The 25,328-nt window shown below is 67.5% G+C and carries 22 protein-coding genes, 1 tRNA gene and 1 pseudogene; 14 read left to right on the forward strand and 10 right to left on the reverse strand.

The window, feature by feature from the left end:
- Window positions 1-940, forward strand: a pseudogene (gene groEL / locus RIC54_RS03040) (chaperonin GroEL); the annotation flags it as partial.
- A 96-nt stretch (window positions 941-1,036) separates the two neighbouring features.
- On the opposite strand, the gene RIC54_RS03045 reads toward groEL, so the two are convergent.
- From RIC54_RS03045 to tsaD, 4 genes are all read right to left on the reverse strand, one after another.
- Entirely contained in the window at window positions 1,037-1,456 is a 420-nt protein-coding gene (locus RIC54_RS03045; protein WP_350098486.1) for an EVE domain-containing protein, read from the reverse strand.
- A 14-nt stretch (window positions 1,457-1,470) separates the two neighbouring features.
- Entirely contained in the window at window positions 1,471-1,767 is a 297-nt protein-coding gene (locus tag RIC54_RS03050; RefSeq protein WP_350098487.1) for a YciI family protein, read from the reverse strand.
- A gap of 67 nt (window positions 1,768-1,834) precedes the next feature.
- A complete protein-coding gene (locus RIC54_RS03055) occupies window positions 1,835-2,782 on the reverse strand; it encodes an NAD(P)H-dependent glycerol-3-phosphate dehydrogenase (RefSeq protein ID WP_350098488.1) in 948 nt (315 codons plus the stop codon).
- On the reverse strand, window positions 2,779-3,858 hold the full coding sequence (tsaD, locus tag RIC54_RS03060; RefSeq protein ID WP_350098489.1) for a tRNA (adenosine(37)-N6)-threonylcarbamoyltransferase complex transferase subunit TsaD: 1,080 nt from the start codon (window positions 3,856-3,858) through the stop codon (window positions 2,779-2,781). The genes RIC54_RS03055 and tsaD overlap by 4 nt, the downstream gene beginning before the upstream one ends.
- A gap of 47 nt (window positions 3,859-3,905) precedes the next feature.
- Between tsaD and hemC the strand changes: the two genes are divergently transcribed.
- The 7 genes from hemC to RIC54_RS03095 all read left to right on the forward strand — a co-directional run bounded on the left by hemC (window position 3,906) and on the right by RIC54_RS03095 (window position 10,278).
- Window positions 3,906-4,871: a hydroxymethylbilane synthase gene (gene hemC / locus RIC54_RS03065; RefSeq protein WP_350098490.1), complete on the forward strand. Its 966-nt coding sequence runs from the start codon at window positions 3,906-3,908 to the stop codon at window positions 4,869-4,871.
- Window positions 4,872-4,879: 8 nt separating this feature from the next.
- Window positions 4,880-5,611: a uroporphyrinogen-III synthase gene (locus RIC54_RS03070; protein WP_350098491.1), complete on the forward strand. Its 732-nt coding sequence runs from the start codon at window positions 4,880-4,882 to the stop codon at window positions 5,609-5,611.
- Between the two features lie 12 nt (window positions 5,612-5,623).
- Complete coding sequence (locus RIC54_RS03075; RefSeq protein ID WP_350098492.1) at window positions 5,624-7,123, forward strand: mitofilin family membrane protein; 1,500 nt, start codon at window positions 5,624-5,626, stop codon at window positions 7,121-7,123.
- Window positions 7,124-7,127: 4 nt separating this feature from the next.
- Window positions 7,128-8,498, forward strand: a complete 1,371-nt coding sequence (locus RIC54_RS03080) for a heme biosynthesis protein HemY (RefSeq protein WP_350098493.1) — start codon at window positions 7,128-7,130, stop codon at window positions 8,496-8,498.
- A 168-nt stretch (window positions 8,499-8,666) separates the two neighbouring features.
- On the forward strand, window positions 8,667-9,437 hold the full coding sequence (locus RIC54_RS03085; protein ID WP_350098494.1) for a hypothetical protein: 771 nt from the start codon (window positions 8,667-8,669) through the stop codon (window positions 9,435-9,437).
- A 72-nt stretch (window positions 9,438-9,509) separates the two neighbouring features.
- A tRNA-Thr gene (locus RIC54_RS03090) sits at window positions 9,510-9,585 on the forward strand.
- Window positions 9,586-9,903: 318 nt separating this feature from the next.
- Window positions 9,904-10,278 carry a hypothetical protein gene (locus RIC54_RS03095; protein WP_350098495.1) on the forward strand — a complete coding sequence of 125 codons (375 nt, stop codon included), beginning with the start codon at window positions 9,904-9,906 and terminating at the stop codon, window positions 10,276-10,278.
- Between the two features lie 66 nt (window positions 10,279-10,344).
- On the opposite strand, the gene RIC54_RS03100 is transcribed toward RIC54_RS03095, so the two are convergent.
- Together RIC54_RS03100 and RIC54_RS03105 are read right to left on the reverse strand one after the other, a co-directional pair.
- Window positions 10,345-10,770, reverse strand: coding sequence for an OsmC family protein (locus RIC54_RS03100; RefSeq protein ID WP_350098496.1), 426 nt, complete (start codon window positions 10,768-10,770; stop codon window positions 10,345-10,347).
- Between the two features lie 132 nt (window positions 10,771-10,902).
- The gene (locus tag RIC54_RS03105; RefSeq protein WP_350098497.1) at window positions 10,903-12,807 is read right to left on the reverse strand and encodes a carbamoyltransferase C-terminal domain-containing protein; all 1,905 of its coding nucleotides are present in this window, start codon (window positions 12,805-12,807) and stop codon (window positions 10,903-10,905) included.
- A gap of 208 nt (window positions 12,808-13,015) precedes the next feature.
- Between RIC54_RS03105 and RIC54_RS03110 the strand changes: the two genes are divergently transcribed.
- Window positions 13,016-14,125, forward strand: coding sequence for a dimethylsulfoniopropionate demethylase (locus tag RIC54_RS03110; RefSeq protein ID WP_350098498.1), 1,110 nt, complete (start codon window positions 13,016-13,018; stop codon window positions 14,123-14,125).
- Between the two features lie 10 nt (window positions 14,126-14,135).
- Here RIC54_RS03110 and RIC54_RS03115 read toward each other — a convergent pair whose 3' ends face one another.
- From RIC54_RS03115 to RIC54_RS03125, 3 genes are all read right to left on the reverse strand, one after another.
- Window positions 14,136-14,690 carry a PAS domain-containing protein gene (locus RIC54_RS03115; protein ID WP_350098499.1) on the reverse strand — a complete coding sequence of 185 codons (555 nt, stop codon included), beginning with the start codon at window positions 14,688-14,690 and terminating at the stop codon, window positions 14,136-14,138.
- An 89-nt stretch (window positions 14,691-14,779) separates the two neighbouring features.
- On the reverse strand, window positions 14,780-15,325 hold the full coding sequence (locus RIC54_RS03120) for a class I SAM-dependent methyltransferase (protein ID WP_350098500.1): 546 nt from the start codon (window positions 15,323-15,325) through the stop codon (window positions 14,780-14,782).
- Window positions 15,325-17,445 (reverse strand): aminotransferase, encoded by a 2,121-nt coding sequence (locus tag RIC54_RS03125; protein ID WP_350098501.1) that lies wholly within the window; start codon window positions 17,443-17,445, stop codon window positions 15,325-15,327. The genes RIC54_RS03120 and RIC54_RS03125 overlap by 1 nt, the downstream gene beginning before the upstream one ends.
- Window positions 17,446-17,527: 82 nt before the next feature.
- Between RIC54_RS03125 and RIC54_RS03130 the strand changes: the two genes are divergently transcribed.
- Complete coding sequence (locus tag RIC54_RS03130) at window positions 17,528-17,971, forward strand: DUF1178 family protein (protein WP_350098502.1); 444 nt, start codon at window positions 17,528-17,530, stop codon at window positions 17,969-17,971.
- A 19-nt stretch (window positions 17,972-17,990) separates the two neighbouring features.
- On the opposite strand, the gene ubiG is transcribed toward RIC54_RS03130, so the two are convergent.
- Window positions 17,991-18,785, reverse strand: a complete 795-nt coding sequence (gene ubiG / locus RIC54_RS03135; protein WP_350098503.1) for a bifunctional 2-polyprenyl-6-hydroxyphenol methylase/3-demethylubiquinol 3-O-methyltransferase UbiG — start codon at window positions 18,783-18,785, stop codon at window positions 17,991-17,993.
- Window positions 18,786-18,926: 141 nt separating this feature from the next.
- Here ubiG and RIC54_RS03140 point away from each other — a divergent pair, with 141 nt between their 5' ends.
- The 4 genes from RIC54_RS03140 (at window position 18,927) to ispG (ending at window position 25,314) form a co-directional block, all read left to right on the forward strand.
- Complete coding sequence (locus RIC54_RS03140) at window positions 18,927-20,156, forward strand: aspartate kinase (RefSeq protein ID WP_350098504.1); 1,230 nt, start codon at window positions 18,927-18,929, stop codon at window positions 20,154-20,156.
- Between the two features lie 4 nt (window positions 20,157-20,160).
- The gene (gene ptsP, locus RIC54_RS03145; RefSeq protein WP_350098505.1) at window positions 20,161-22,470 is read left to right on the forward strand and encodes a phosphoenolpyruvate--protein phosphotransferase; all 2,310 of its coding nucleotides are present in this window, start codon (window positions 20,161-20,163) and stop codon (window positions 22,468-22,470) included.
- A gap of 270 nt (window positions 22,471-22,740) precedes the next feature.
- Window positions 22,741-24,087, forward strand: a complete 1,347-nt coding sequence (locus tag RIC54_RS03150; RefSeq protein ID WP_350098506.1) for a RodZ domain-containing protein — start codon at window positions 22,741-22,743, stop codon at window positions 24,085-24,087.
- A 105-nt stretch (window positions 24,088-24,192) separates the two neighbouring features.
- On the forward strand, window positions 24,193-25,314 hold the full coding sequence (gene ispG / locus RIC54_RS03155) for a flavodoxin-dependent (E)-4-hydroxy-3-methylbut-2-enyl-diphosphate synthase (protein WP_350098507.1): 1,122 nt from the start codon (window positions 24,193-24,195) through the stop codon (window positions 25,312-25,314).
- Window positions 25,315-25,328: the final 14 nt, after the last annotated feature.

Consider the following 25,328-nt stretch of genomic DNA (forward strand, 5'->3'; position numbering starts at 1 on the left):
GACCGGCCTACAGACGCTGCTGCCGCTTCTCTAATCGGTCGTTCAGTCGGGCCGGCCCCTGCTGATCCTCTCCGTGGATGTGGAAGGTGAAGCGCTCGCCACCCTGTTGGTCAACAAGCTGCGCGGCGGTCTCAAGGTATCGGCCGTCAAGGCGCCGGGCTTCGGCGATCGCCGCAAGGCGATGCTTGAGGACATCGCCATTCTCACCAGTGGCCAGGTGATCTCGGAAGACCTCGGGACCAAGCTTGAGAACGTGAACCTGGACATGCTCGGCCGCGCCAAACGGGTGGTGATCGACAAGGATACGACCACGGTGATCGACGGCACGGGCGACAAAGCGGGAATCGCCGCGCGAATCGCCCAGATCAAACAACAGATCGAGGAAACGACCTCCGACTACGACAAGGAAAAGCTGCAGGAGCGGGTGGCCAAACTGGCCGGCGGCGTTGCCATCATCCGGGTCGGCGGTGCCACCGAGGTTGAACTGAAGGAGCGCAAGGACCGGGTCGACGACGCGGTGCACGCTACCCGGGCCGCGGTCGAGGAAGGCATCGTTGCCGGAGGCGGCGTCACGTTGCTGTACGCGAGCAAGCAACTCGGCAGCCTGAAGGCCGAGAATGACGACCAGAAGGCCGGCATCAACATCGTCCGACGCGCGTTGCAGGCGCCAGCCCGGCAGATCTTCGTGAACGCCGGCGCGGACGGCTCGATCATCGTCGGCAAGCTCCTGGAACAGAGCGACTCCAACCACGGATTCGACGCGCAATCCGGTTCGTATGTCGACATGGTGAAGGCGGGAATCATCGACCCGGCCAAGGTCGTTCGCCTGGCTCTGCAGGGTGCCGCCTCGATCGCCGGATTGCTGATCACGACGGAGGCGATGGTCGCCGACAAGGCGGACAAGACCGACGCAATGGCCGGCGCCGGTATGGACTACTAAACCGGCTCCGAATGCGGGCCGACGGCGACTCCGTCAATCGGATCGTCGTCGTCGGCCGGTGCCGGCCGCGTCCTGGCGTGTGCCGGCGTCCCTATCTCATCCCTTTGTCTCGGCCATCCCGCACAGCAGTTCCCACTGGTCATCGGTCACCGGCACCACCGACAGGCGCGACTGGCGAACCAGGGCGAAGCCTTCCAGCCGCGGCTCGGCCTTGACGTCGGCCAGGGTGACCGGCTTGTTCACCGGCTTGACCGCCTTGATGGTGACCATGCCGAACCGGCCGGACTCGTCGGTCGGGTCGGGGTGGTAGGTCTCGATCACCTCGACGATGCCGACGATCCGCTTCTCGTCGACCGAGTGATAGAAGAAGCCGCGGTCGCCGACGACCATGGCCTTCATGTTGTTGGCCGCCTGGTAGTTGCGGACTCCGTTCCAGCCCTCGCCCACCTCGCCCTTGGCGACCTGATCGTCCCACGACCACGCCCCCGGTTCCGACTTGAACAGCCAGTACGCCATGTTTCGGCCCTCCCTCAGGCACCGACGGCCGGATTGAAGAACGCCTTGCGCCAGCGGGTGATCCGCACGCTCTCGAACAGGCCGGCCTTGGCGAACGGATCGCCGTCGGCAAAGGCCTTTGCCGCCTTCTCGTCGGCGGCGTCGATGATCAGGACCGAGCCGAGCATGGCCTCGCCGTCCTCGGCCAGCTGCGCGCCGCCGACCAGGATCTGGTCTTCCTTGGACTTGAGGTAGGCGATGTGCTCCGGGCGGTGCGCCATCCGCAGATCCATCGAGTTCGGCTTGTCGATACAGTAGATGGCGTAGAGCATCGGTCTCTCCGGGTTCCTGATCCTTGATTGCGCCGAACGCTAGCCGATCGGGCGCGGCGGCGGAAGGTCAGGCGGTCTCGGCCCCCCGCGACGGGCGCGCCAGCAAGCCCACGGCGGTCGCCTTCAGGTCGGCGCCGCGGTTCAGCACCGCGTCGACCGCCTCGGTCACCGGCAAGTCGAGTCCCAGCGACCGGCCGCGCGCCAGCAGGCTGGCCGCCGTTGCCGCCCCCTCGACCACGCCGGCACTGGCCGACAGGGCCTCGTCGATGCTGCGGCCCTCGCCCAACCGGCGTCCGAAAGCGTAGTTGCGCGACTGGCCGCTGGTGCAGGTCAGCACCACGTCGCCCAGCCCGGCGAGGCCCATCACCGTTTCGGCCCGCCCGCCCAGCCCCGCCGCCAACCGCGCCAGCTCGGCAAGGCCGCGGGTGATCAGGGCGGCGCGTGCGTTGTCGCCGAGCGCCATGCCGTCAGCGATGCCGCAGGCGATGGCCAGCACGTTCTTGAAAGCGCCGGCCGCCTCCACCCCGATCACGTCGGTGGTGGTGTACAGCCGGAAGGTCGGCGAACCGACGGCCGCTGCGATCCGGTCGGCGACGTCCTGGTCGCTGCATGCGACGGTCGCGGCGGTGGGCACGCCGCGCACCGCCTCGGCCGCGAAGGTCGGGCCCGACAGCACCGCCACGGGGTTGCTTGGCGCGTCGGACGCCAGCACGTCGGACAGCATCCGACCGCTGTCCGGATCGAAGCCCTTGGCGCACGACACCAGCACGCCTGAACCCCCGGCCGCTGTCCACGCCGCCGCCACCGGGCGCACCGCCTTGGCCGGAACCGCAAGCAGCACGATCGACGCCCGCACCGCCGCCAACTCGCCGGTTACCGCGATGCCGGAATCATCGAATGACAGGTTGCGCGGCTGCCGCGCCCATAGCGTCGGACGCTGCCCGGCGCGGCGGGCCAGTATCGCCAACGCCTGTCCCCAGGCGCCGCCGCCGAGGATCGCGATGTCGGCCGTCATGCCTTCACCGCCCCGGCGCCGATCGACCGCGCCGCATCCGGATCCAGCGGCCAGCGCGGCCGCGGCCGGAAGTCCAGACCGTCGACCATGCCGAGCGCCAGCCGCTCCTGCCCGGCCCAGGCGATCATGGCGGCGTTGTCGGTGCACAGCGCCAGCGGTGGTGCGACGAAAGCCATGCCGCGGCGCTCCGCCAAGCCGGCCAACGCCGCCCGCAACGTCTTGTTGGCTGCCACGCCACCGGCGACCACGAAACCGCGTCCGGTGCCGTGCTCGGCCTCGAACAGCGCGATTGCCCGCCCGGAACGGTCGACCAGCGAGGCCGCCACCGCCACCTGGAAGCTGGCTGCCAGGTCGGACTTGGCCCGGTCGTCCAGACCGTTGCCCAGTTCCTCGACCCGTCGGCGCACCGCGGTCTTCAGCCCGGAGAACGAGAAGTCGCATCCCGGCCGTCCGACCATCGGGCGTGGCAGATCAAAGCGGGTGGCGTCGCCGCGCTCGGCCGCCCGCTCCAGCGCCGGTCCGCCCGGGTAGCCGAGGCCCATCAGCTTTGCGGTCTTGTCGAACGCTTCGCCGGCCGCGTCGTCGATGGTGGTGCCGAGCCGGCGATACCGCCCGACACCCTCCACCGCCAGCAACTGGCAGTGCCCGCCGGATACCAGCAGCAGCAGATAGGGATAGTCGATGCCATCGGTCAGCCGCGCGGTCAGTGCGTGTCCTTCCAGGTGGTTGATCCCCATGAACGCCAGGTCGTGGACCATCGCGATTGCCTTGGCGGTGGTCGCCCCCACCAGCACCCCGCCGATCAGACCTGGACCGCCGGTCGCGGCCACCCCCGCGAGGTCGGGAAACCCCAGATTGGCGTCCGACATCGCCTGCGCGATCACCGCGTCAAGATGATCGAGATGCGCGCGCGCCGCGATTTCCGGCACGACCCCGCCGTAGATCCGGTGCTCGTCGAGCTGCGACAGCACGACGTTCGACAGGATGCGCCGGTCCGGTGCGACAACGGCCGCCGCGGTCTCGTCGCAGCTGGTCTCGATGCCCAGGACCGGGCCGGATTTCGGTCGCGCGTCCAACGGCGCCCCCTTTTCGTGCGTGCCGCTTCCGTCTACACGATGCGGGCATGAGCGCAAACAACGCCCCTTCGTCGACCAATCCGCCGCGCCTCACTCTCGGGTCGCGTGGTTCGCCGCTGGCCATGCGCCAGACCCACGAGGTGCGCGACCGGCTCGTCGCCGCGTGGCCGGAGCTCGCCGGTGCCATCGCCATCCAGGAGATCCGCACCACCGGTGACGCGGTGCGCGACCGGCCGCTGGCCGAGATCGGCGGCAAGGGCCTGTTCATCAAGGAGATCGAGCAGGCGCTGATGGCCGGCCAGATCGATGCCGCCGTGCATTCGATGAAGGACATGGAGACGGTCATCGCGCCCGCTTCTGTGCTGGTGGCCGTGCTGCCGCGCGAGGATCCGCGCGACGCGTGGCTGTCGCCGGTTGCCGGCCGGATCGACGACCTGCCGCAGGGTGCCAGGATCGGAACCGCCTCGGTCCGACGGGCCGCCCAGGTGTTGAACCGCCGGCCGGATTTGCAGGTCGTGCTGTTCCGCGGCAACGTCGAAACCCGGCTGCGCAAGCTGGCTGAGGGCGAGGTTGCCGGCACGTTCCTGGCTGCCGCCGGACTGAGCCGACTCGGCATGCTCGACAAGGCAACGCGGATCCTCAGCGTCGACGAGATGTTGCCAGCGGTCTCCCAGGGCGCCATCGGCGTCCAGTGCCGTGACGGCGAGGCCTCGGCCCGCGATGCCGAGATCCGGGGCTGGCTCGCCGCTCTCGACGACCGGCCGAGCCGCCTGCGGGTTACCGCCGAGCGCGCCATGCTGGCGACACTCGACGGTTCCTGCCGCACCCCGATCGCCGGGCACGCCACGCTCGGCGGCACGCGATTGACCTTGACCGGCACGGTGTTCTCCCTGGACGGCCAGAGCAGCCACGGCGCGGCGGACACCTCGGGCACCGATGACCCCGAAGCGCTGGGCCAAACCGTTGGCGAGGCGATCCTTGCCCGCTGCGGGCGCAACTTCCTCGCCCGTTGAGTGCGGCGATGACCTGCAGGGTCCTGGTCACCCGCCCGCAGGCCGAGGCCGAAGCGCTGGCCATCGACCTGACGAGGCGCGGGCACGAGGCGGTGATCGCCCCGATGCTGGTCATCCGGTCGACCGGCATCCAACTCCAGGATGCCGAGCGGTATCAGGCGGCCGCGGTGACCAGCCGCAACGGTGTCGACGGTCTCGCCTCCGCGACCGACCGCCGCGCTGTTCCGGTGTTTGCGGTGGGCGAGGCCACGGCAGAACAAGCTTTGGCGGTCGGCTTCAGTCCGGTGACCGCCGCACGGGGAACCGGCGGCGCCCTGGTCGATTTGATCCAAGCGCGGTTGAAACCCGAGAACGGTCCGATCCTGTGGGCAAGCGGCGACGAGGTGCGGGTGGATTTGACGACCGAACTCGGCAAGCGGGGCTTCGCGGTCGAACGCGCCGTCGTCTACAGGGCTGAAGCAGTGGACCGTCTGTCCGACGCCGGTTTGCGGGCCCTGACGGACCGGCCGGCGGACGCCGTATTGTTTTTCTCCCCCCGAACTGCGGAACGGTTTGTTAGGCTGGTGCTCGACGCCGGGCTGGACAGACGGGTGACCACGATGGCCGCCCATTGCCTGTCACCCCCGATAGCCGATACCGTCAAGACGCTGCCTTGGGCGACGATTCGTACGGCGGCGCGGCCGACACGCGATGACTTGCTGGCGATGCTGGACGATACCATCTCGTCCAATCCGGACTGACAGGAGCTTGCGATGGCCGACACGCCGAAGGGCGACACCGCTTCCCCGACCGACGATGCCGAGCCAATCCGGTTGGGCGAAGGGGCTGCCGACGCCGAGACGGTTTCTGCGGATACCATCGCGGCCAATGCCGCCGACGACATCCTGATGGCCGGCAGTCGCGACGGTCGCGCCGCCGAACCGTCCGATGCTGACGCCAATCCTGCACCGACCCGCACAGGCGGCGGGCGACGGTATCTGGTGCTGGCCATTCTGGTGGTCCTGGCAGTCGGGGCCGGATACGCCACCTACCCGATGTGGCGCGCCCAGGTCGCCCCCCTGGCGCAGCGCATCGGCATCACCCTGCCCGAGATCGGGATGGCCACGGCGCCAACTGAAACGCCACCGGCCGAGTCGAAGCCGGCGGCCGCGAACGAAACCACGGCCCCCGCGGCGACGCCGACCGTCAAGGCGCCGGAACCGCCGGCGACCACCGCCGACCCGGCGCTGGCGGGTGACGTCGACCGGTTGATCGACCGGGTGAACGCCCTGGAGCAACGCCTCGCGGCCGTCGAGAGCAAGCCAGTCGAGCCGACCGCCGACACTGGCGCGATCACCGCCCTGGAAGCCCGTCTGGATGCGGCAACCCGGAAGCTGAACGCAGTCGCCGACGAAGTCACCATCGTGCGGGAAGGGCTGGCCACCAGCGGCGGCACCGAGGGGCTCGGTCCCCTGGCCGCAAAACTCTCGGAGCGTCTTCAGGGTCTCACCGGGCGGGTCAGCGCGCTGGAGCAGGAACCGGCGGCGCCGGCAGTCGCTCCGGAACGCCTGGATGCGCTGCAGTCCCGCCTGGACAACCTGTCAGGCAGTCTCGACGGCGAAGTCCGTAAGAGCGCCGAGGACGTGGTTCGGCTGGAAACCCTTCAGGCCAGCGCGCAGGGTCGCCTTGATGAAATGCAGCGGCGCGTGGAGGAACTGGCCAAGGCTCTCGAGAACACCCGCAGCGGCCGGGAGAAGGCCGGTGCGTTCCTGCTGGCCGCCAACCAACTCGCCGCCACATCGGCCACGTCCGCCGATTTCAACGCCGAACTGGGAGCGTTGCGCGCCGCCGCACCGGGCGACCCGGAGGTATCCGGTGCCCTTGATACCCTGGCCCCCCATGCCACTGGCGTTCCCTCGATGGCCGTGCTGCGCGAGCGGTTCGGCCGGACCGCATCCGCCGCGGTTGATGCCTCGGTGGTGGGAACCGGTGAAGGAGTGATCGGGCAGGCGCTGACCCGTGTCGCCTCGCTGGTCACCATCCGGCGAACCGCCACGGCGGAATCCGAGGGTCTGGACGCCTATCTGGTAGAGGCAGAGACGGCCTTGGCGGCCGGCGACCTGACCGCGGCGATCGCTGCGGTCAGGAAACTGGATGGCGATCCGGCCAAGGCGACCGCCGGCTGGCTGGCCGATGCCGAGGCCCGCGTCACGGTTGACGCATCCGTCCGGACCATCCAGGCCAAGGCCCTGGCCGGCGTGGCTGGGGGCTGATCCGGTGCGCCGCTCGTTCCTGTACATCATCCGCCTCGCCGTCCTGGTCGCGCTGGCGATCTGGCTGGTCCGCAATCCCGGTGACATCCGGATCGACTGGATCGGCTGGCGGCTGGAGATGCCGTTCGCGCTGTTCATGGCGGTCGCGGTCGCGGTGATCTGGGTGGCCGGCATCGGCCTGCGCATGGCCGCCAGCGCGCTCGGCGCTCCCTGGGTCGCCATGCGTCGCCGCGCCGACCAGCGCCGGGAAGCTGGATTCCGCGCCCTGACCCTCGGGCTTGCCGCAATTGCCGCCGGGGACGCCGAAGAAGCCCGACGCCAGGCCCGTGAGGCCGACCGCCTGCTGCGCGACCCCAGCCTGACCCGGTTGCTGTCGGCCCAGGCGGCGGCGCTGAACGGCGACACCGAGGCAGCGGCACGGTATTTCGCCGCCCTGCGCGACAACGAAGACACCGCGTTCCTCGGGATCGTCGGGTTGCTGCGGCAGGCACTTGCACGGGGCGACGAGGCACGGTCACTCGAACTCGCCGAGGAAGCCTATGCCATGCGGCCCGATGCGCCGTTGGTGGCAACCACCCGGTTGTACGGTCGTGCGCGGGTGGGGCGCTGGTTCGACGCCCAGGTTGCCCTGTACGACGCGGTCAAGCGCCGGATCGTGCCGGAAGAGGATGGCCGGCGGCATCGCGCGGCGTTGCTCACCGAACGGGCCCGCGAGGCGCTTGCCGCCGACAAGATCGACGAAGCGCTGGAGCTCGCCGGAAAGGCTCGCGAGTCGGTTCCGGGTTTCGTGCCGGCGTTGGCACTGGAGGCCGAACTGCTCGGCCGAACCGGCAAGGCCAAGCGAGGCCAGCGGCTGATCGAGGAGGCATGGCCGAAGTCACCGCATCCGGCCCTGGCGGACGCGTATCGCGGTCTGCTTACCGAAACGAACCCGATCGACCGCTTCAAGCGGCTGCATGCCCTGGCCGATCACGCGGCCGACCATCCCGAAAGCCGCATGACCATCGCCGAAGCGGCGCTCGATGCCGAACTGTGGGGCGAGGCCCGGGTGCAGTTGGAGGCGCTGTCCGGCGCCGATCTGACGGCGCGCGCCTGCCGCCTGCGGGCACGGCTCGAGGACGCTGAGCACGGAGACGACCGGGCCGCCCGGCTTTGGCTGGAGCGTTCCGGTTCAGCCCCGGCCGACCCGGCATGGACCTGCGGAAGTTGCGGCGCGGTCGCGCCCGACTGGTCGGCGGTTTGCGGCCACTGCGGCGAGTTCGACACGGTGGCCTGGACCTTGCCGCCGCGTGTCAGCGTGCTCAGCAGCGATGACGTCGCCGAACTTGAGGTCGATGTCGTCGAAATGCCGCCTTCGCTGCCTCCGGCTGCGTGAGCGATCGCCTCCGTCCGCGGATCGCTCAACGATGAATCGATATTGCGGTTAATTTTTCGTAAAGACTCTCCAAACACTTTTGGCTAGAATTCGTCCTATCCGGAACAGAACGCCGGATACGCTAGGCAGGTGCCGTGGGGGAGCCTGCCGCCCAGAAGGGACAGAGCCGTGCTCGCTCCTGTCAGTTCCAAGAGCATCGGGACAACGCTCGCCGTTGATGAGGCGGGAGCGAACCGTCCGGTAAGGCCATCGTCGCCGCCGATCGATCTCGCCGCCTTGTCGACCGTTCGTCATTCGCGGCCCGACGATCGGCTGTTCCTGACCGTTGAGCCCGATGGCCGCGACGACATCGGATTTCTGGACCGCCTGCGCCACGCGCTGCGAACGGTGTTCGAGGCGGTGCAGACCACGGAAGAGGCGGATGCCTCCGCCGAGCGGGCGTTGCAGGCCGCCGAGAAGTCGCTCGACCCGGCCACTCTCGCTTCAAATCGCTTCTTCGTTCAGCTGCGGGTAGTCAGTGTGGAAGTCGCATACGCCGACGAGGCCGGCCGGGGTGACAGCGCCTACGCGTCCTATCGGCGCCTCGGCATCGAGATCGGCGTCGCCCGCGAGGGCGTCGTGCGCGCCGACGACACCAGCGTGGTCGACCTGGAAGGGCGGTCGGTGGAACTGACCCGCAACCAGGTCCTGACCGGACTCTCCAGCGGCATCTACCGTCGGGTCGAAGGGGCCGGGGCCGGCCTGTCAAGCGCGGCAAGCGAGCGCTTGGCGACGGCGCAGGCCGGCTTGGCGCGCGTCAAGGCGATCCAGGGCGCTCTGAAGGCCTACCGTTCCGGCGACGCCGATCCGTTGAAGCAGTTGCTGAACGGTGACGACAGCCGCTCCGGCGGCCGTTCGGCGGTGGTATTCCCGGGCATCGGTGCCGTGACCCTCAACTGATCTGCACGGCCCGCACGCACCGCACTTGCATCAGCGGCCCGCAAACCGTATCTAGGGCGCGTCTTTTCCAGGGCCGCAGTAGCTCAGCTGGTAGAGCATCGCATTCGTAATGCGAGGGTCGGGGGTTCGAGTCCCTTCTGCGGCACCACCTTTTCACTACACATCGGCCTCCGCCAACAGAGTTCCTGCGTATCCTGGCCCTGCCATACGCAATGGAACGATGGCTGCTGACCACCATCCGACAATCACGCCGTGCCACCTTCCGTTCAGGCTGAGGGCTGGCTATTCTTGCGCGGCGCAGGGGCGGAATGCCCATGGAATAGCGGATCTCGATAAAGTCGTTGTTTGGTCACGGAGCCTTGCCTGCCCGGGCATGTTGCCGGCGCGGACCGGCAATGGTGAGAGTGGGCCGTCCCTCCCGGGCCGGTTCATCGTAAATCGGCAGCAGACGTTTTGGAGTGCCGTCATGCGTTGTGTGCTCGCATCTCTTCTGAGCCTCGCCTGCGTCTTGCTGCTGCCGGTCGCCGCATCCCACGCCCAGGATATTTCCGGTCGCTATGCCGTGGAAGGCGGTAATCCGAACGGCCAGGGCGCATACCAAGGCGAAGCGCAGGTCGTCCGCGCGGGCGACGTCTTCCACGTCATGTGGTCCATCGCGGGTCAGCAGCAGACCGGTACCGGCATCCTGCAGAAGGGAGCGCTGGCCGTCGTGTACCAGCAGGAGGGAGAGCGGCCCGGTGTCGCGCTCTATACGCTGAATTCCAGCGGCTCGCTCAGCGGGACCTGGACCTCGCTCGGCGGGACCGTGCTGGGGGTCGAGACGTGGCGGCGGAAAAAATAGCGGGGCGGCGGGTCCCGGAACGCGGGATCCGCTTACCTGATTCTCCTACACCCTGAGCCTGAACGGCTAGGGTGCGGCTGAGTCGACGACTTCGAAGTCGTGGGTGATCACCGCCGTATGAGCGAGCATGGCCGACGCGGAGCAGTACTTGTCGGCCGAGAGTTGGATCGCGCGCTCGACCTTGGCGATCGCAAGATTCCGACCCTTGACCACAAAGTGCATGTGTATCCGGGTGAAAACCTTCGGTTCGGTTTCCGCACGCTCGGCCTCGAGTTCCACGACACAATCCTCGACCGCCTCCCGCCCCTTCTCCAGGATCTGAACGACGTCGAAAGCGGTGCACCCCCCGGTGCCGATCAGAACCAGTTCCATCGGGCTCGGTCCCGGGGTCGGTTGTCCTGGCGACGGCGACGTCCCCAGAACCAGCTTGTGCCCGGTGCCAGACTCGCCAACGAACGTGCGGTCCTCCACCCATTTCACCCGTGCCTTCATGGTAGCTCCGTCTGCTCGCGACCCATCAGTGTGGTGAGACCATACGGGGTGCCATGACCGCTGTGGAGGCGCATTCGAGCAACACCGCCAAGCCGCACGCGTCTGCCGACAGGCGGAGTGGACGGCGCCCGCTCAGGCAGACCGCTTCCGGATGCGGTTGTTCTCCAGGTACAGCACGTCGGTCTCGGTTCGGCGCAGGAAGTTGAGCGCGTGTTCCGGCGTCTCCACGATCGGCTCGCCCGGGCCGTTCAGCGAGGTGTTCATGACCACCGGTGTCCCGGTCTGACGATCGAACGCCTCAATGATGTCACGGAACGCGCCGCTCGCCGGCTGCACGGTCTGGACCCGTGCCGAGCCGTCGACGTGGGTGACCGCGCCGAGGGTTTGCGAGCGGACCCGGTAGTTGAACAGCATGTGCGGCGAGTGCGGCGGTCCGCCGTCGAAATGGTCGCGCAGCTTCTCCGACAGGCAGGCCGGAGCGAACGGCCGCCACAGCTCGCGCGACTTCAACCCGTTGACCCTCGCCCAGTTCTCGGTCCTCCGCGGATCGGCGAGCAGCGAGCGGTGGCCGAGCGCCCGCGGCCCACTTTCGGCACGCCCCTGGAACAGCGCGACCACATTGTCCGATGCAAGGTCGGCGGCCGCACGCTCGGCAAGATCGACATCGGTTTCAACCTCGAATTCCGAGGCGGCCTGGCTGACCGCCTGCGCAATCGCCTTCGCGGTGTGCCCGCGACCCAGGGCGGCGATGCTGCGGGTGGGGTCGTTGGTCTCGCGCCGTTCATGCCCCAGCACATGGTGGTAGGCGTACAGCGATGCCCCGATCGACAAGCCGCCATCGTCGCAAGACGGCGGAACGAAGACCGAAGAGAATGCCGTCTCCTCGACGATCCGGCTGTTGGTCGGGCAGTTCAACGCGCACCCACCGCTCAGGCACAGGTTCGGCCCCATCCGCCCGGCCCTGGTCAACAAGACCCGCAGCCGTTCCACGACGAACAGGACCAGGGATTCGAAGGTCTTTTGCGCTGAAGCGGCAAGGTCCTTGCCGAATGGCCCGAAAGCCGGTCCGTCCAGGGCATAGTCGAGTTGCCGGGCCTTCTGGTCGACCACGTCGAACCATCCGTAGGCGTAGGTGAAGTCGGGGTCGCGCTGCGGGTTGAGGTAAAGGTCGGCCAACGGCTCGACATCGCCGATGAACCGGCTGTCAAAGAACACCGGCTCGCCATAGGCCGACAGGCCCATCAGCTTTCCAGGTCCACCGGCGCCGCCAAGCTCCAGAAGCTCGGCGCATCTGTTGTAGATCAGCCCGGCCGCCACCGGTGCCGTCCAGATCGGGATCAGGCGGTGCCCTTCACCATAGAACAGCATTCCGCCGGTATACTTGTTACGGCTGCGGACCGGGTTTCCGACGTCCTGCGCAAACACCGCCGCCGTCTCGAAGCTCGACTGATAGAATGCCGCCGCCGCGTGCGACAGCTGGTGCATCACGCCGACCGCCGGATAGTCCTTGCCGTCCAGGGTGACCGTCATCGGCAGCACATGACCGGTCGCGAGGCTTGGTGTCGTGAAAATGTCGTTGATGATCGATTCCTTCAGTTCGTCGATCAGCAACATCCCGTGCCTGGTCGTCCAGACATCGGCCATGTCCGGCCATTCGGAATTGTAAAGATAGTGGCCGTTCTCCCGAATGTTCCGGTTCTCGATGGTCCTCGATATCTCGATCGCCCGGTCGAAGACCGTTCGCCGGAACTTGTCGGCGCCGAGCGCCTCGGCGGTCTCCCAGGCGTATGCAAAGCGCAACCGCGTTGAATCGTCCGACTGGTAGCCGAACCGTTGCGTGGTGCACAACGCAAACAGATCCACGTCCGCTGCCGTCAGGCCGCAATACTCGAGCGCCTGGTGGATCAGGTCGACCGCGATCACTTCGTCGTGCCGAATGCGGGTGACGCGCTCCTGCTCCAGGTGAACGAGGACCTGCCCGTTCATCACCACCGCCACGGACGCATCGTGACCACACTGAAGCCCGACAATGAGCATGCTGAGCACCTTAGATGCTGGCTGGAAACGCTTTGCTCCGGCCGCCTGGCCGAAGTTGGACTGGTCGGCGGAGATCAATAGTCGCCTGAACGCGGCTTGTCACACCCGCCGTCCCGACCGGCCGGCCGAAATCCGCTGTTCACCCGGCCAAAAGCTGGGCAGGGTTGGTAACCGGCCACGGGGCCGAAAGGCAACAGGAAGCAGCACCATGTCGGCACCGGTTCTGTCGATCTCCCGGCGCACCCGGGAAACCCCGTTCACCCGCCGGGTCACCGAAGCCGGCGTCCGCGGGTACACCGTCTACAACCACATGCTTCTGCCGACGGTGTTCGAGAGCGTCGTGGCCGACTACCACCACCTGAAACGTCACGTTCAGGTATGGGATGTCGCCTGCGAGCGTCAGATCGAGATCCGCGGCCCAGACGCTGCCCGCCTCATGCAGATGCTGACTCCGCGCGACCTTCGCGGCATGAATCCGGGACAGTGCTACTACGTGCCGATCGTCGACGAGACCGGCGGGATGATGAACGACCCGGTGGCGCTGAAGTTCACCGATGAGAAGTTCTACATCTCCATCGCCGACAGCGACCTGCTGTTCTGGGCAAAGGGTCTGGCCTACGGGTTCCGGCTCGATGTCGACGTGAACGAACCGGACGTGGCGCCGCTGGCCGTGCAGGGCCCGCGGGCCGAGGAACTGATGGCCCGGGTGTTCGGCGAGGGGGTGCGGAATATCAAGTTCTTCCGCTTCGCCCTATTGAGCTTCAAGGGTCGGGAGATGCCGGTCGCCCGGTCCGGCTACTCCAAGCAAGGCGGGTTCGAGATCTATGTCACTGGCTCCGACATCGGCGAGGCGGTCTGGGACGCGCTGATGGCCGCCGGTGATGACCTGCAGGTGCGGGCCGGCTGCCCCAACCTGATCGAGCGGATCGAGGCGCGTTTGCTGTCCTATGGCAACGACATGACACGCGACAATACCCCTCACGAGTGCGGCCTCGGCCGGTTCTGCGACACCCAGACGGCGATCGGCTGCGTCGGCCGCGATGCCTTGCTGCGGGTCGCTTCCGAAGGGCCCGTGCGCCAGATCCGGAGCCTCGCCATCGCCGGGGATCCGGTCCCCGCCTGCACGCGGCCGTGGCCCATCCATGCCGGCAGCGACCGCGTCGGAGAGGTCACATCGGCTGCGTGGTCGCCGGATTTCAAGACCAACGTTGCCATCGGCATGATCCGGATGACGCACTGGAAGGACGGCACGGCGGTCGAGATCGACACCCCCGACGGCAGGCGCTCCGCGCAGGTCCGCGAAGCCTCGTTCATCTAGCCCGGCACCGCTACAGGATCAGCGGATCGAGCGGGACCGGCAGCATCGCCGGATCGGGCACGCCTGCACCAAGGTCGACGAAGCGATTGTCGTCGCCGACCGGATTGTAGACCGGGTCGAGCTGCGGCAGGCGCAGGACCACGTCCTCGACCGGCTGACGGATGGTGAACAGTTGGGTCGGCGCGTCGTCCGCATCCGCGAACACCGGCAGGCAGACGTACTCGGAGTAGACCGGCGGGCCGATGCTGTACTCGAACAGCGCCTTGAAAGCGATGCCGCACGGGTAGCGGGCCAATTCGACGTTGATCGCCGACCGGCGCGGCCAGTCCTGCGGTCGCGACAAGTCGCGCAGATTGGTCCCGGTCAGCTCGCGGCCGCGGGTGTTGTTTATGGCGGTACCGACCAGCCGGAAAACCATCTCGTCGGCGGACCGGACCTCAAGAACGCTGAGCCAGTGCAGGTGGCGGGCGATGTCACCAAGCTCGATCATCCCACGGCGCGGCGCCACTGCGTCCCCTCGCCAGCGCATCCAGGCCTGCACGAAGTCCCGGCAGGTCGGTGTCACCAACCGATCGCGTAAGCGCCCAGCATACGTATTCTCATGTGCCGATCCCGTGCCCATCGTCCTCTGTCAGCCGTTTCGCGACAGGCCGCTCAAACCGACCTCTTGGGCCGCACGGCCATGATGCGCTGCCGCACCGCCGGGCGGGGTTCGGTCTCCTCGACGTCCTCGAACGCCATGACCACCAACTCCGGGCGCACCGCGATCAGCAGTTCCTCGCGGTGCAGGAGATAGTCAGGGTTGGACGGCCAGCCATAGGCCTCGTTGCCGACGGCGAAGGTGTCATAGATCAGCGCACCGCCCGGCTGTACCGAGGCGACCAGCGCCGGCAGCATCGGCCGATGCAGGTAGTTGACCACGATGACGCCGGCGAACTGCCGCCCGGCTAACGGCCATGGCCGCCCGCCCTCCAGGTCCTGCGCCACGATCTCGACGTCGTCGTCGCTCGCCATGTCCGCGACCTGGCTGATGTCCCGGTCCAGCATGACCACCGGGTGGCCCAGGCTCCGGAAGAACCGGCCGTGGCGGCCGGAGCCGCAGGCGACGTCCAGAACCTCGCCACCGGGCGGGATCATTCCACCGTGCTTGACCACCCATCCCGACGGCGGGAGGACGGTCCGGTCCGACTCCCCTGGCATCAGCCGCCCTCCTTTCGCGTCTCGGCCGGCACCCGCGCGCCGGTGAACTGGCAAGCCGGGCTCGCCAACCGCACGAACGCATCGGTAATCGCTGCCGGCTCCGGCAAGCGCTCGGGACGCTCATTGGGAAACGCCGACGCCCGCATGCCGGTGCGCACTTCGCCGGGGTCGATGACATTGACCCGCACGGACGTCTCACGGGTTTCGGCGGCGTAGGCGCGTGCCAGGGCTTCCAGGGCAGCCTTGCTGGCGGCATAGGCCGACCAGTCCGCATGCTCGCCCTCGGCCGCACCGGAGCTGACCATCAACACCCGCCCGGAACGCGACGCCCTGATCAAAGGATCCAGCTCACGGAGCAATCGAAACGCCGATGTCACGTTGACCTCCACCACCCGGTCGAACAGCGTAGCATCCAACTCGGCCGTCGGCAGCAAAGAGCCGAGCATGCCGTGGTTGGCGACCAGCACGTCCAGACCGCCGAGCTTTCCGGCGAGTCGGCCCGCAAGCCCTTCGACGGCCGTTGGGTCCGACAGGTCGATCGCCAAGGTCGCGGCCTGTCCGCCGGCGGCGCGGATCCGACCGGCAACGGCATCGAGCTCAACCTGTGACCGGGCCGCCAGAACCACCCGCGCACCCTCAGCCGCATACCGTTCGGCCACCGCCGCACCGATGCCGCGCGATGCGCCGGTAACAAGGCAGGTCAACCCGTCCAGCGCCCGCCCGCCGGCGGTCGCTGCGGCCAGTTCGCGTTCCTGCTCCACCAGACCGAGCTCGCGCCGGACCAAGTCGAGGACGTCCCCGAGGGTTCCGACGATGCGGTCGATCTCGGCGTGGGTGACCACCAGCGGCGGCGCGATCACCAAGGCATCGCGCACCGCTCGCAGGATGATCCCGCGCTGCTGCATCTGGTCGCGGATCACCGCGGCGACCAGCCCGGGCGGATCGAATGGGATCCGAGGTTCGCGCTGCTGGACCAGTTCGACCGCACCGATCAGGCCGATCGAGCGGGCCTCACCGACCAGCGGGTGGTCGGCCAGGCGCCCCAACGCAGCGGCAAAGTAGCCCTCCAGATCGTCGCGCACCCGCTCGACCAACCCTTCGCGCGCCAGGATGTCGAGGTTGGCCAGCGCCACCGCGGCTGCCACAGGATGGCCCGAATAGGTGAACCCGTGCGCCAGATCGCCGCCCTGGATCAGGGACTGGGCGACCCGTTCGCCGATCATCACCGCCGAGATCGGCTGGTAGCCGGAGGACAATCCCTTGGCGAGCGCCATGAAATCCGGGCTGAGACCGAAACGCTCGGCGGCCGACCACGCCCCCAGCCGGCCGAATGCGCTGACCACCTCGTCCAGCACGAACAGCACATCGTGCTTGCGGCAGATCTCCTGTACTCGCAGCAGATGGCCGGGCGGCGGAATGATCACGCCGCCGGCGCCCTGCACCGGTTCGATGACCACGGCCGCCACCCGCTCCGGCCCGATCTCGCTGATCTTGGCGTCGACCCAGCCCGCCGCGGTCTCGGCAAAGGCCGCCGGATCGGCGGCCGGTGCGTGGCGGAACGCATATGGCGCCTTGACGTGGGAAAAGCCCGGCAGCGGCAACCGGCCCTGGGCGTGCATCGACGAGATCTGCCCGAGGCTGATCGTGGCCAGGGTCGAGCCGTGATAGCCTTCCTCCCGGCCGATCATCACCCATTTGTCCGGTTTGCCCTGCAGCGCCCAGAAATGCCGGGACAGCCGCACGATGCTGTCGAGCGCCTCGGAGCCGGAGTTGGCGAACAGCACCCGGTCGAGCCCCGGCGGCATCAACGCCGCAAGCCGTGCCGCCAGGGCCGCCGTCGGAGGACTCGTGGTCTTGAAGAAGGTGTTGTAGTAGGCGAGCCGCTCCATCTGGTCGGCCGCCACCTTCGCCAGTTCGGCGCGGCCATATCCGACGTTCACGCACCACAGCCCGGCCAGGGCGTCGAGGTAGGATCGCCCGTCCTCGTCCCACAACGTGCAGCCCTGCCCCCGGACGATCACCGTCGGGCCGCCGTCGTCGATCAGCACCTGCGGATCGGTGAAGGGGTGCAGGTGGTGGTCGCGGTCCTGTCGGGCTAGTTCGGAGGAATTCTCGGGCATCGGCTTCCTTGCCGCGAACGGCTATAGCTGGATCATCGCCGCGTTACGCCTATATTAAGCCGATGATATGGAATGGACGACGATGATCCTGTACCGCCTGCGCTGCAACGACGACCACGAGTTCGAAGGCTGGTTCCGCAACGCCGATGCGTTCGAAACCCAGCGCGAATCGGGACTGCTCGCATGCCCGGCCTGCGGAACCGCGGACGTGACCAAGGCCCTGATGGCGCCGAGCATAGCCAAGGGCCGCGAGGTGGCGATCGCCGCTCCCGCCGAGGTTCAGGCGATGCACCCTGCCGCCCAGAAGGCCGCCGAACTGAAACAAAAGCTGCGCGCGGTACGCCAGATGGTCGAACAGAATTGCGACTATGTCGGCGACCGCTTCGCCGATGAAGCCCGCAAGATTCACTACGGCGAAACCGATGCCCATGGGATCTACGGCGAAACCACGGCGGAGGAATCCGAGCGCCTGAAGGACGAAGGCATCGAGTTCGGATCGGTGCCGTGGATCCGTGACGACGCCTGACGCCCCGTCCTATACCTTTTCAGAGTTTTCGGGCCACCACTGCATAGTTCACCCGGTCGTCGGAAGACGGACTGAAACTTCCCTCGACCATGCTGTAGACCAGCCCGACCGGCGCCTCGACGGCAAATCCACGCGGCTCCAGCAGCGCCTGCAATTCCCCGGGTGTCGGAAACTTCGCCCAGTCGTGGGTCCCGCGCGGCACCCAGCGTAGTACATACTCGGCGGCCACGATGGCCATCGCATAGGAGCGCCGGGTCCGGTTGATGGTCGTCAGAACCAGCAGCCCGCCCGGCCTAACCAAGGCGGCCAGAGCATCTGCGAACGCCTCGCGGTCGGCGACGTGCTCGATGACCTCGCTTGCCACGACCATGTCGAACGCCCGGCCCTCGGCGGCCAGATCCTCGGCAGCACCCGCACGATAGGCGATGTCCAGGCCGACCTCGGCAGCGTGCGATACCGCAGCGGCAATCCCCGCGGCGTCGGCATCAACGCCTGTCACCGCCGCGCCCAGTCGGGTCATCGGCTCAGACAGCAGGCCGCCGCCGCATCCGATGTCGAGCACGGACAGGCCGGCCATCGGCCGCCGGCTGTCCTTGCTTTCGGGGGCTACCGTCATCGCCGCGTCCCGGATGATCGCCATTCGCGCCGGAACATAGCGATGCAGCGGTCCATGCGGCCCCTCGGGATCCCACCAGCGATCGGCCATCCTGGCAAACCGGCCGATGTCCGCGGCATCCACTGTCCCCGACCCCACCGTCGGTGCGACCACGGTATCGGCTCTCCGCTTCAGGCTGCGGCGCAACGATCCGATCATCTTGTCCTCCTCGGCCTCGCGAAAGCGGGCGGAGCGCTTGCCCGTAGCGCGTGTGCGTAATATGGATACGCCCGCTTGCGGCCGGCAAGCCAGCGCGACGGTCGGCCGCAACGTCCCTGTGGCTCGAATACGGATCCCGCGATGGCACGCATCGTGATGAAATTCGGCGGTACGTCTGTCGGCGACGTCGAGCGAATCAAGAACGTCGCCCAGCGCGTCAAGCGCGAGGTGGACGCCGGTCATGAAGTGGCGGTGGTGGTGTCCGCGATGTCCGGCACGACCAACCAGCTCGTCGGCTGGACCAGCGCGATCGCGCGCCTGCACGACGCGCGTGAGTACGACGTCGTGGTCGCCTCCGGGGAACAGGTCACCGTTGGGCTGCTGGCATTGGCGCTCCAGGACATCGGCATCAACGCCCGCTCCTGGCTCGGCTGGCAGATCCCGTTCCGGACCGACGGTATTCACGGCAAGGCCCGGATCGACCGGATCGAGACCGAGGAAATGGAGCGGCGGTTCGCGCAGGGCCAGGTCGCCGTGGTGGCCGGTTTCCAGGGGATCGGGCCGGATGCCCGTATCACCACCCTGGGCCGTGGCGGCTCGGACACCTCGGCCGTGGCGCTGGCCGCCGCCCTGAAGGCCGATCGTTGCGATATCTACACCGACGTCGACGGGGTCTACACCACCGATCCGCGGATCGTGTCCAAGGCCCGCAAGATCGACCGGATCACCTACGAAGAAATGCTGGAACTGGCCTCCCAGGGGGCCAAGGTATTGCAGACCCGTTCGGTCGCCATGGCCATGCAACATGGGGTGCGCGTGCAGGTGCTGTCGAGCTTCGTCGACGTGCCCGGCACCCTGGTCGTCGATGAGGATGAGATCGTGGAACAGCAAGTCGTCACCGGCATCGCTTACAGCCCGGACGAGGCGAAGATCACCCTGGTCGGCGTTCCGGACCGGCCGGGCGTCGCCGGCGCCATCTTCGGGTCGCTCGCCGATGCCGCCGTCAACGTCGACATGATCGTCCAGAACGTCAGCCAGGACGGCCAGACCACCGACCTGACGTTCACCGTCGGCCAGGCCGACCTGGATCGCGCCAGCGACGTGCTGAACAAGCTTCAGGCCGACCTCGCCTATGCCGAGTTGGTCGCCGACCCGAACGTCTGCAAGATCTCGGTGGTCGGGGTGGGCATGCGCAGCCAGCCAGGCATCGCCAAGACCATGTTCCAGACGCTTGCCGACAAGAGCATCAACATCCAGGTGATCTCGACCTCGGAAATCAAGGTCAGCGTGCTGATCGGCAACGACTACACCGAACTCGCCGTACGCGCCCTGCACACCGCCTTCGGTCTCGACGCCGACGCGGACAGCTGAGCCGATGACCGGGCCCTCCGCCTCCCGGGATGCCGGCAGGGGCGGTGGCCCCCGGTTGATGTTGCGTCACCTGCGCGACGTGATGGCGGGTGGCGGCACCCCGCAGGACCGTCTCGACAGCACCGTGAAGGTGATCACCGGCGCGCTCGGCGCCGAGGTGTGCTCGATCTACGTCAGGCGCAGCGGCAATCTGCTGGAACTGTGCGCCACCGAGGGGCTGAACCGCGAAGCGGTGTATCGAACCCGAATGCGCTTCGGTGAAGGTCTGGTCGGGCACATCGCCGAGACCGGGCGCTCGATCGCGCTGGCGGACGCCCAGAACCACCCGAAGTTCGCCTACTTCCCGGAGACCGGCGAGGAAATCTACCACTCCCTGATGGGGGTGCCGATCCGGCGCCTGGACCGGGTCCATGGCGTCCTGGTCATCCAGCACACCACGGCGCGTGAGTACACCGAGGAAGAGGTCGAGTCGCTGGAGACCCTGGCGATGGTGCTGGCCGAGATGATCTCGGGCGGCGACATCCCCGGCTCTGCCCAGAACCGCGGCGAGGGCACGCCCGTACGGATCGCCGGCACGCGGATCACCGGGGGGATGGCGGTCGGCCGCGCCCGACTGCACCGGCCGCGTATCGTCATTCGCCGGGTGGTGGCGGAGGATCCCGACGATGAACTGCGTCGGCTGAACGATGCGCACTCGGCCATGCATGACGCGCTCGACAAGCTACTCGACTCCACGGCGCTCGCCGCGGCCGGCGAACACCGCGAGGTTCTTGAAACCTACCGGGTTATCGCCAGCGATGCCGGCTGGATCGGCCGCATCCGCGAGGCCATCCTGGACGGCCTGACCGCCGAGGCTGCGGTTCAGCGGGTGCGTGACGACACCAGGGCCCGGATGGCTCGGGTCGAGGATGCGTATATCCGGGAGCGCCTTACCGACTTCGAGGACGTGGCGCTGCGCCTGCTGCAGCACCTGTCGCCGGAAAGCGACCCGGTTGGCGAGGCCGAGCCCGAAGGCGACTGGATCCTCATTGCCCGCTCGCTCGGGCCCGCTGAAATCCTCGACTACGACCCCACCCGACTGAAGGGTGTCGCGTTAGAAGAAGGTTCCGCCACCGCGCATGTCGCGATCGTGGCACGGGCGCTGGACATTCCGGTGGTCGGGGGGCTGACGAATCTGCTGGGCGAGGTAGAGCCGGGCGACCCCCTGATCGTTGACGGGAATCATGCCCAGGTGTTCGTGCGGCCCGGCGAGGACGCCCATGCCCTGTTCCGCGCCAGCATTGCGGCACGCACCTCCGAACGCGCGCACTATGCCGCGTTGCGCGACCGTCCCGCGATCAGTCCCGATGGAATCGCGATGACCCTGCTGATGAATGCCGGGCTGCTGATCGATGTCGCGCAGGTTCCAGTGGTCGGCGCCGAAGGCGTCGGACTGTATCGCACCGAGATTCCGTTCCTGGTCCGACGCGAGTATCCGGACGTCGAGGCTCAGACCGCGTTGTACCGGCAGGTGCTCATCAGCGCCGGAGACAAGCCCGTCACGTTCCGTACTCTGGATGCCGGTGGCGACAAGCGGCTGCCATCATTCGCTCACGAGCCGGAAGAGAATCCGGCGCTCGGCTGGCGGGCCCTGCGGATCGGACTCGACGTCCCATCCCTTCTGCGCCAGCAGATGCGCGCGCTGATCCAGGCGGCCGACGGACGGACGCTGCGCGTGATGATGCCGATGGTCACTACCGTGGAGGAGTTTCGTACCGCTCGAAGCTTTCTGGACCTGGAGTTGGAACGCGCTGAAGCCCGGGGCGTCAGAACGCCGCAATCGGTTGCCGTCGGCGCGATGGTCGAGGTTCCGGCCATCGTCCTGGCGATCGAATCGCTGGCCCGCGAGGCCGACTTTCTGTCGATCGGCAGTAACGACCTGCACCAGTTCCTCTACGCTGCCGATCGCGGCGGTGAACGTATGGCCGGACGCTACGATTCACTGGACCCGGTGTTCCTGGATGTGCTGCGGCGAATCCAACAAGCCGGGTCGGCGGCCGGTATCCCGGTGACGGTCTGTGGCGAGATGGCAGGCCGACCGCTCGAAGCACTTGTGCTGGCAGCCCTCGGATACCGATCGCTGTCGATGTCCGCAGTTTCGATCGGCCCAGTGAAAGAAGCAATTTTAAACACGAATATCAGTGAGTTATCTTTATTCCTTGAGTTTTTAAATAAATTACCGTCTTCGAGCCGTCGAAATCACCTGAAAAACTACCTCGCAGAGCGACGCTTCTCTGACGGGACGACACACGCATTGGCATCAACACCTAATTGAACTCGTGTCGTCAGTCTCGGCATTAGCTTATTGATATCGCAGCAGGTTCAAAGTAACTTACTAATGTAAGCGTTATAATTGCGCGATGCAGAGGCGGGGCTTCGCGTTGTTTGAACTGCCCGCCGTTCGGCCCGAGGGATCATGGGACTGAAGTCGGAACGTTCACGCATCCGCTTCAAGGATATCGAATCGGTGCCTTCGTTCGGCGCAGCGCGTCGGACGGGGGGACCGACGGGACCCCTCGAACCACCCGCCAATGAGGAACGGGGAATGGGCTCTCAACCGATACCGGTCGGCGAGGAGCTTCGCCGAGCCCGTGAGGCTGCCGGCCTCGAGATCTCGGACGTGGCAGCGCATCTGCGCATCCGCAGCAACTTCCTTTCGGCGTTGGAGGAAGGTCGCCCGGACGCGTTGCCGGGGGTCACCTACGCCATCGGCTATGTTCGGACCTATGCGGGATTTCTCGGTCTTGATCCGGAGGTCTCCGTGCGGCGCTTCAAGGAGGAAGCCGCCGGGCTGAACTCCCGAACCGAGTTGGTGTTCCCGTCGCCGGCACCCGAAGGTCGCGTTCCCGGTGTGGCCGTGATGCTGGTCGCCCTGTTGCTGGCCGGTGGCGCCTACGGAGGCTGGTACTGGGTATCCGAACGCGATGGCAGCCTGCACGATCTGGTGCCCCTGGTGCCGGAGCGCCTGGCACAGCTCATCGAGGGCGAGGCCCCGTCCTTGCCGGTCTCGGCGGGCAAGCAGACGTCAGGTGCAGCCGTACCGGCGCCGCGTGGCACCACGGGCACCTACGCCGACGCCAACCCGACCGGAGTGGAACTGCCGCCAGCCGGATCAGCCGGCACCGCAACACCTGCCAGCCCGAGCGTACCGCCGCAGTCCGTCGCTCCACAGGCAACCAGCCCTGCCACGACCCCGGTCATCGCGAAACCTGCCGAGCCTGCGTCCGCGCCATTAATCACAGCCCCTCAAGCGGGCTCCGCGCCCGGGGTAGCGCCCAATCCAACCCTCACCGCGCCCGCACCGGCCGTTGCGGTGGAGCCACCGCCTTCACGTGGTGGGTCTACAACTGCAACCGCCCAGGCACCCGGTGCGCCGGTACCGGCCGAGACGACGGTTGCCGCGTCCGACGACACGCCGGACGTGACCGCCCTTCCGGAACCGACCAGCGCGGCTCGCCAGTCGGCGGTCGTCACACCGCCTGAGACATCGGCGCCACCGCAGGTTCGGACGTCGGCCCCTGTCGAGCCCGACGTACCCGCAGCCCCCCGGATCGCCGGTCTGATCGGCGCGTCGGAAGCCGCCGTCCCGGTCGACCGGACCACCGCCGGTCCGATCGATCGCATCATGATCCGCGCGACCGGCGACAGTTGGGTGCAGGTCCGCGATTCCGAGGGGACCGCGCTGTTCACCCGGGTGCTGCGCGAGGGTGACATCTACCGGGTTCCCAGCAAGGCCGGCTTGAAGCTGGCGACTGGAAACGCGGGCGCCCTGGACATTCTGGTGGATGGGGTTCCGGCACCGCGCCTCGGCGGTTTTGGGGACGTCGTCCGCAACATTACGCTCGACCCGGCGCGCCTGGCCGCCGGAACCGCAGCCAGCGCCACCCGCTGAAGCCGGGGGCGGCTTCCGCCGCCCTGCCGCTTTCGCTATAACCCGCTCGATATTGTCTGGCCGGCGTAACCCGGCCCCCTAAGCTGCGACCTTGCGAGGCTCCAGATGAGCATCCGCCCATACCGTGACATCCAACGCCGCCAGTCCCGGCGCATTCACGTTGGCCCGGTTCCGGTCGGCGGCGGCGCCCCGATCACCGTGCAGACCATGACCAACACGCTGACCACCGACGTTGCGGCCACGGTTGCACAGATCCAGCGGGCCGAAGCCGCCGGCGTTGACATCGTCCGGGTGTCCTGCCCCGACGAAGAGTCGTCGGCGGCGCTGAAACAGATCGTCCCGCAGGTGTCGGTGCCGATCGTCGCCGACATCCATTTCCACTACAAACGCGCCATCGAAGCCGCCGAGAACGGTGCCGCCTGCCTGCGCATCAACCCAGGCAACATCGGCTCGGCCTCCCGGGTGCGCGATGTCGTGCAGGCAGCCAAGGACCACGGCTGTTCCATGCGGATCGGCGTCAACGCCGGCAGCCTGGAAAAGCATCTGCTGGAGAAGTATGGGGAGCCATGCCCCGAGGCGATGGTCGAAAGCGCGCTCGATCACGCCCGGATCCTCGAGGACAACGATTTCTTCGAGTTCAAGATCAGCGTGAAGGCATCGGACGTGTTCCTGGCGGTCGCCGCCTACCAGGGTCTGGCGGATGCCTGCGACTACCCGCTGCACCTTGGTATCACCGAGGCCGGCGCCCAGCGGGTCGGCACGGTCAAGTCGTCGATCGGCATGGGCATGCTGCTGTGGTCGGGTATCGGCGACACTATCCGGGTATCGCTGTCCGCGGCCCCGGAGGAGGAAGTCCGGGTCGGATTCGACATCCTGAAGTCGCTGAACCTGCGTCACCGCGGGGTCAACGTAATCTCCTGTCCGTCCTGTGCCCGCCAGCAGTTCGACGTGATCTCGACCGTCCAGGTCCTGGAGGAGCGGCTGGCCCACATCACCACCCCGATGACGGTGTCGGTGATCGGCTGCGTGGTGAACGGCCCCGGCGAGGCGCGGGAGACCGACATCGGAATCACCGGCGGTGGCAACGGCACGCACATGGTCTATATCGCCGGGCAGCCCGACCATCGACTGAAGAACGCGAGCGTGGTCGATCACATGGTCGAACTGATCGAGAAGAAGGCCGCCGACATTGAGGCGGAGATGGCCGCGGTCGCGGCTGCGGAATGAAGCACGGGAGTTCC

Source organism: Thalassobaculum sp. (genome assembly GCF_040219215.1).
Lineage (GTDB): Bacteria > Pseudomonadota > Alphaproteobacteria > Thalassobaculales > Thalassobaculaceae > Thalassobaculum_A.

Excerpts from the sequence above, each read along its gene's own strand:
- RIC54_RS03045 (WP_350098486.1), bottom strand. The coding sequence starts at position 1,456 with ATGGCGTACTGGCTGTTCAAGTCGGAACCGGGGGCGTGGTCGTGGGAC.
- RIC54_RS03050 (WP_350098487.1), bottom strand. The coding sequence starts at position 1,767 with ATGCTCTACGCCATCTACTGTATCGACAAGCCGAACTCGATGGATCTG.
- RIC54_RS03055 (WP_350098488.1), bottom strand. The coding sequence starts at position 2,782 with ATGACGGCCGACATCGCGATCCTCGGCGGCGGCGCCTGGGGACAGGCG.
- hemC (WP_350098490.1), top strand. The coding sequence starts at position 3,906 with ATGAGCGCAAACAACGCCCCTTCGTCGACCAATCCGCCGCGCCTCACT.
- RIC54_RS03070 (WP_350098491.1), top strand. The coding sequence starts at position 4,880 with ATGACCTGCAGGGTCCTGGTCACCCGCCCGCAGGCCGAGGCCGAAGCG.
- RIC54_RS03075 (WP_350098492.1), top strand. The coding sequence starts at position 5,624 with ATGGCCGACACGCCGAAGGGCGACACCGCTTCCCCGACCGACGATGCC.
- RIC54_RS03095 (WP_350098495.1), top strand. The coding sequence starts at position 9,904 with ATGCGTTGTGTGCTCGCATCTCTTCTGAGCCTCGCCTGCGTCTTGCTG.
- RIC54_RS03100 (WP_350098496.1), bottom strand. The coding sequence starts at position 10,770 with ATGAAGGCACGGGTGAAATGGGTGGAGGACCGCACGTTCGTTGGCGAG.
- RIC54_RS03105 (WP_350098497.1), bottom strand. The coding sequence starts at position 12,807 with ATGCTCATTGTCGGGCTTCAGTGTGGTCACGATGCGTCCGTGGCGGTG.
- RIC54_RS03110 (WP_350098498.1), top strand. The coding sequence starts at position 13,016 with ATGTCGGCACCGGTTCTGTCGATCTCCCGGCGCACCCGGGAAACCCCG.
- RIC54_RS03120 (WP_350098500.1), bottom strand. The coding sequence starts at position 15,325 with ATGCCAGGGGAGTCGGACCGGACCGTCCTCCCGCCGTCGGGATGGGTG.
- RIC54_RS03125 (WP_350098501.1), bottom strand. The coding sequence starts at position 17,445 with ATGCCCGAGAATTCCTCCGAACTAGCCCGACAGGACCGCGACCACCAC.
- RIC54_RS03130 (WP_350098502.1), top strand. The coding sequence starts at position 17,528 with ATGATCCTGTACCGCCTGCGCTGCAACGACGACCACGAGTTCGAAGGC.
- ubiG (WP_350098503.1), bottom strand. The coding sequence starts at position 18,785 with ATGATCGGATCGTTGCGCCGCAGCCTGAAGCGGAGAGCCGATACCGTG.
- RIC54_RS03140 (WP_350098504.1), top strand. The coding sequence starts at position 18,927 with ATGGCACGCATCGTGATGAAATTCGGCGGTACGTCTGTCGGCGACGTC.
- ptsP (WP_350098505.1), top strand. The coding sequence starts at position 20,161 with ATGACCGGGCCCTCCGCCTCCCGGGATGCCGGCAGGGGCGGTGGCCCC.
- RIC54_RS03150 (WP_350098506.1), top strand. The coding sequence starts at position 22,741 with ATGGGCTCTCAACCGATACCGGTCGGCGAGGAGCTTCGCCGAGCCCGT.
- ispG (WP_350098507.1), top strand. The coding sequence starts at position 24,193 with ATGAGCATCCGCCCATACCGTGACATCCAACGCCGCCAGTCCCGGCGC.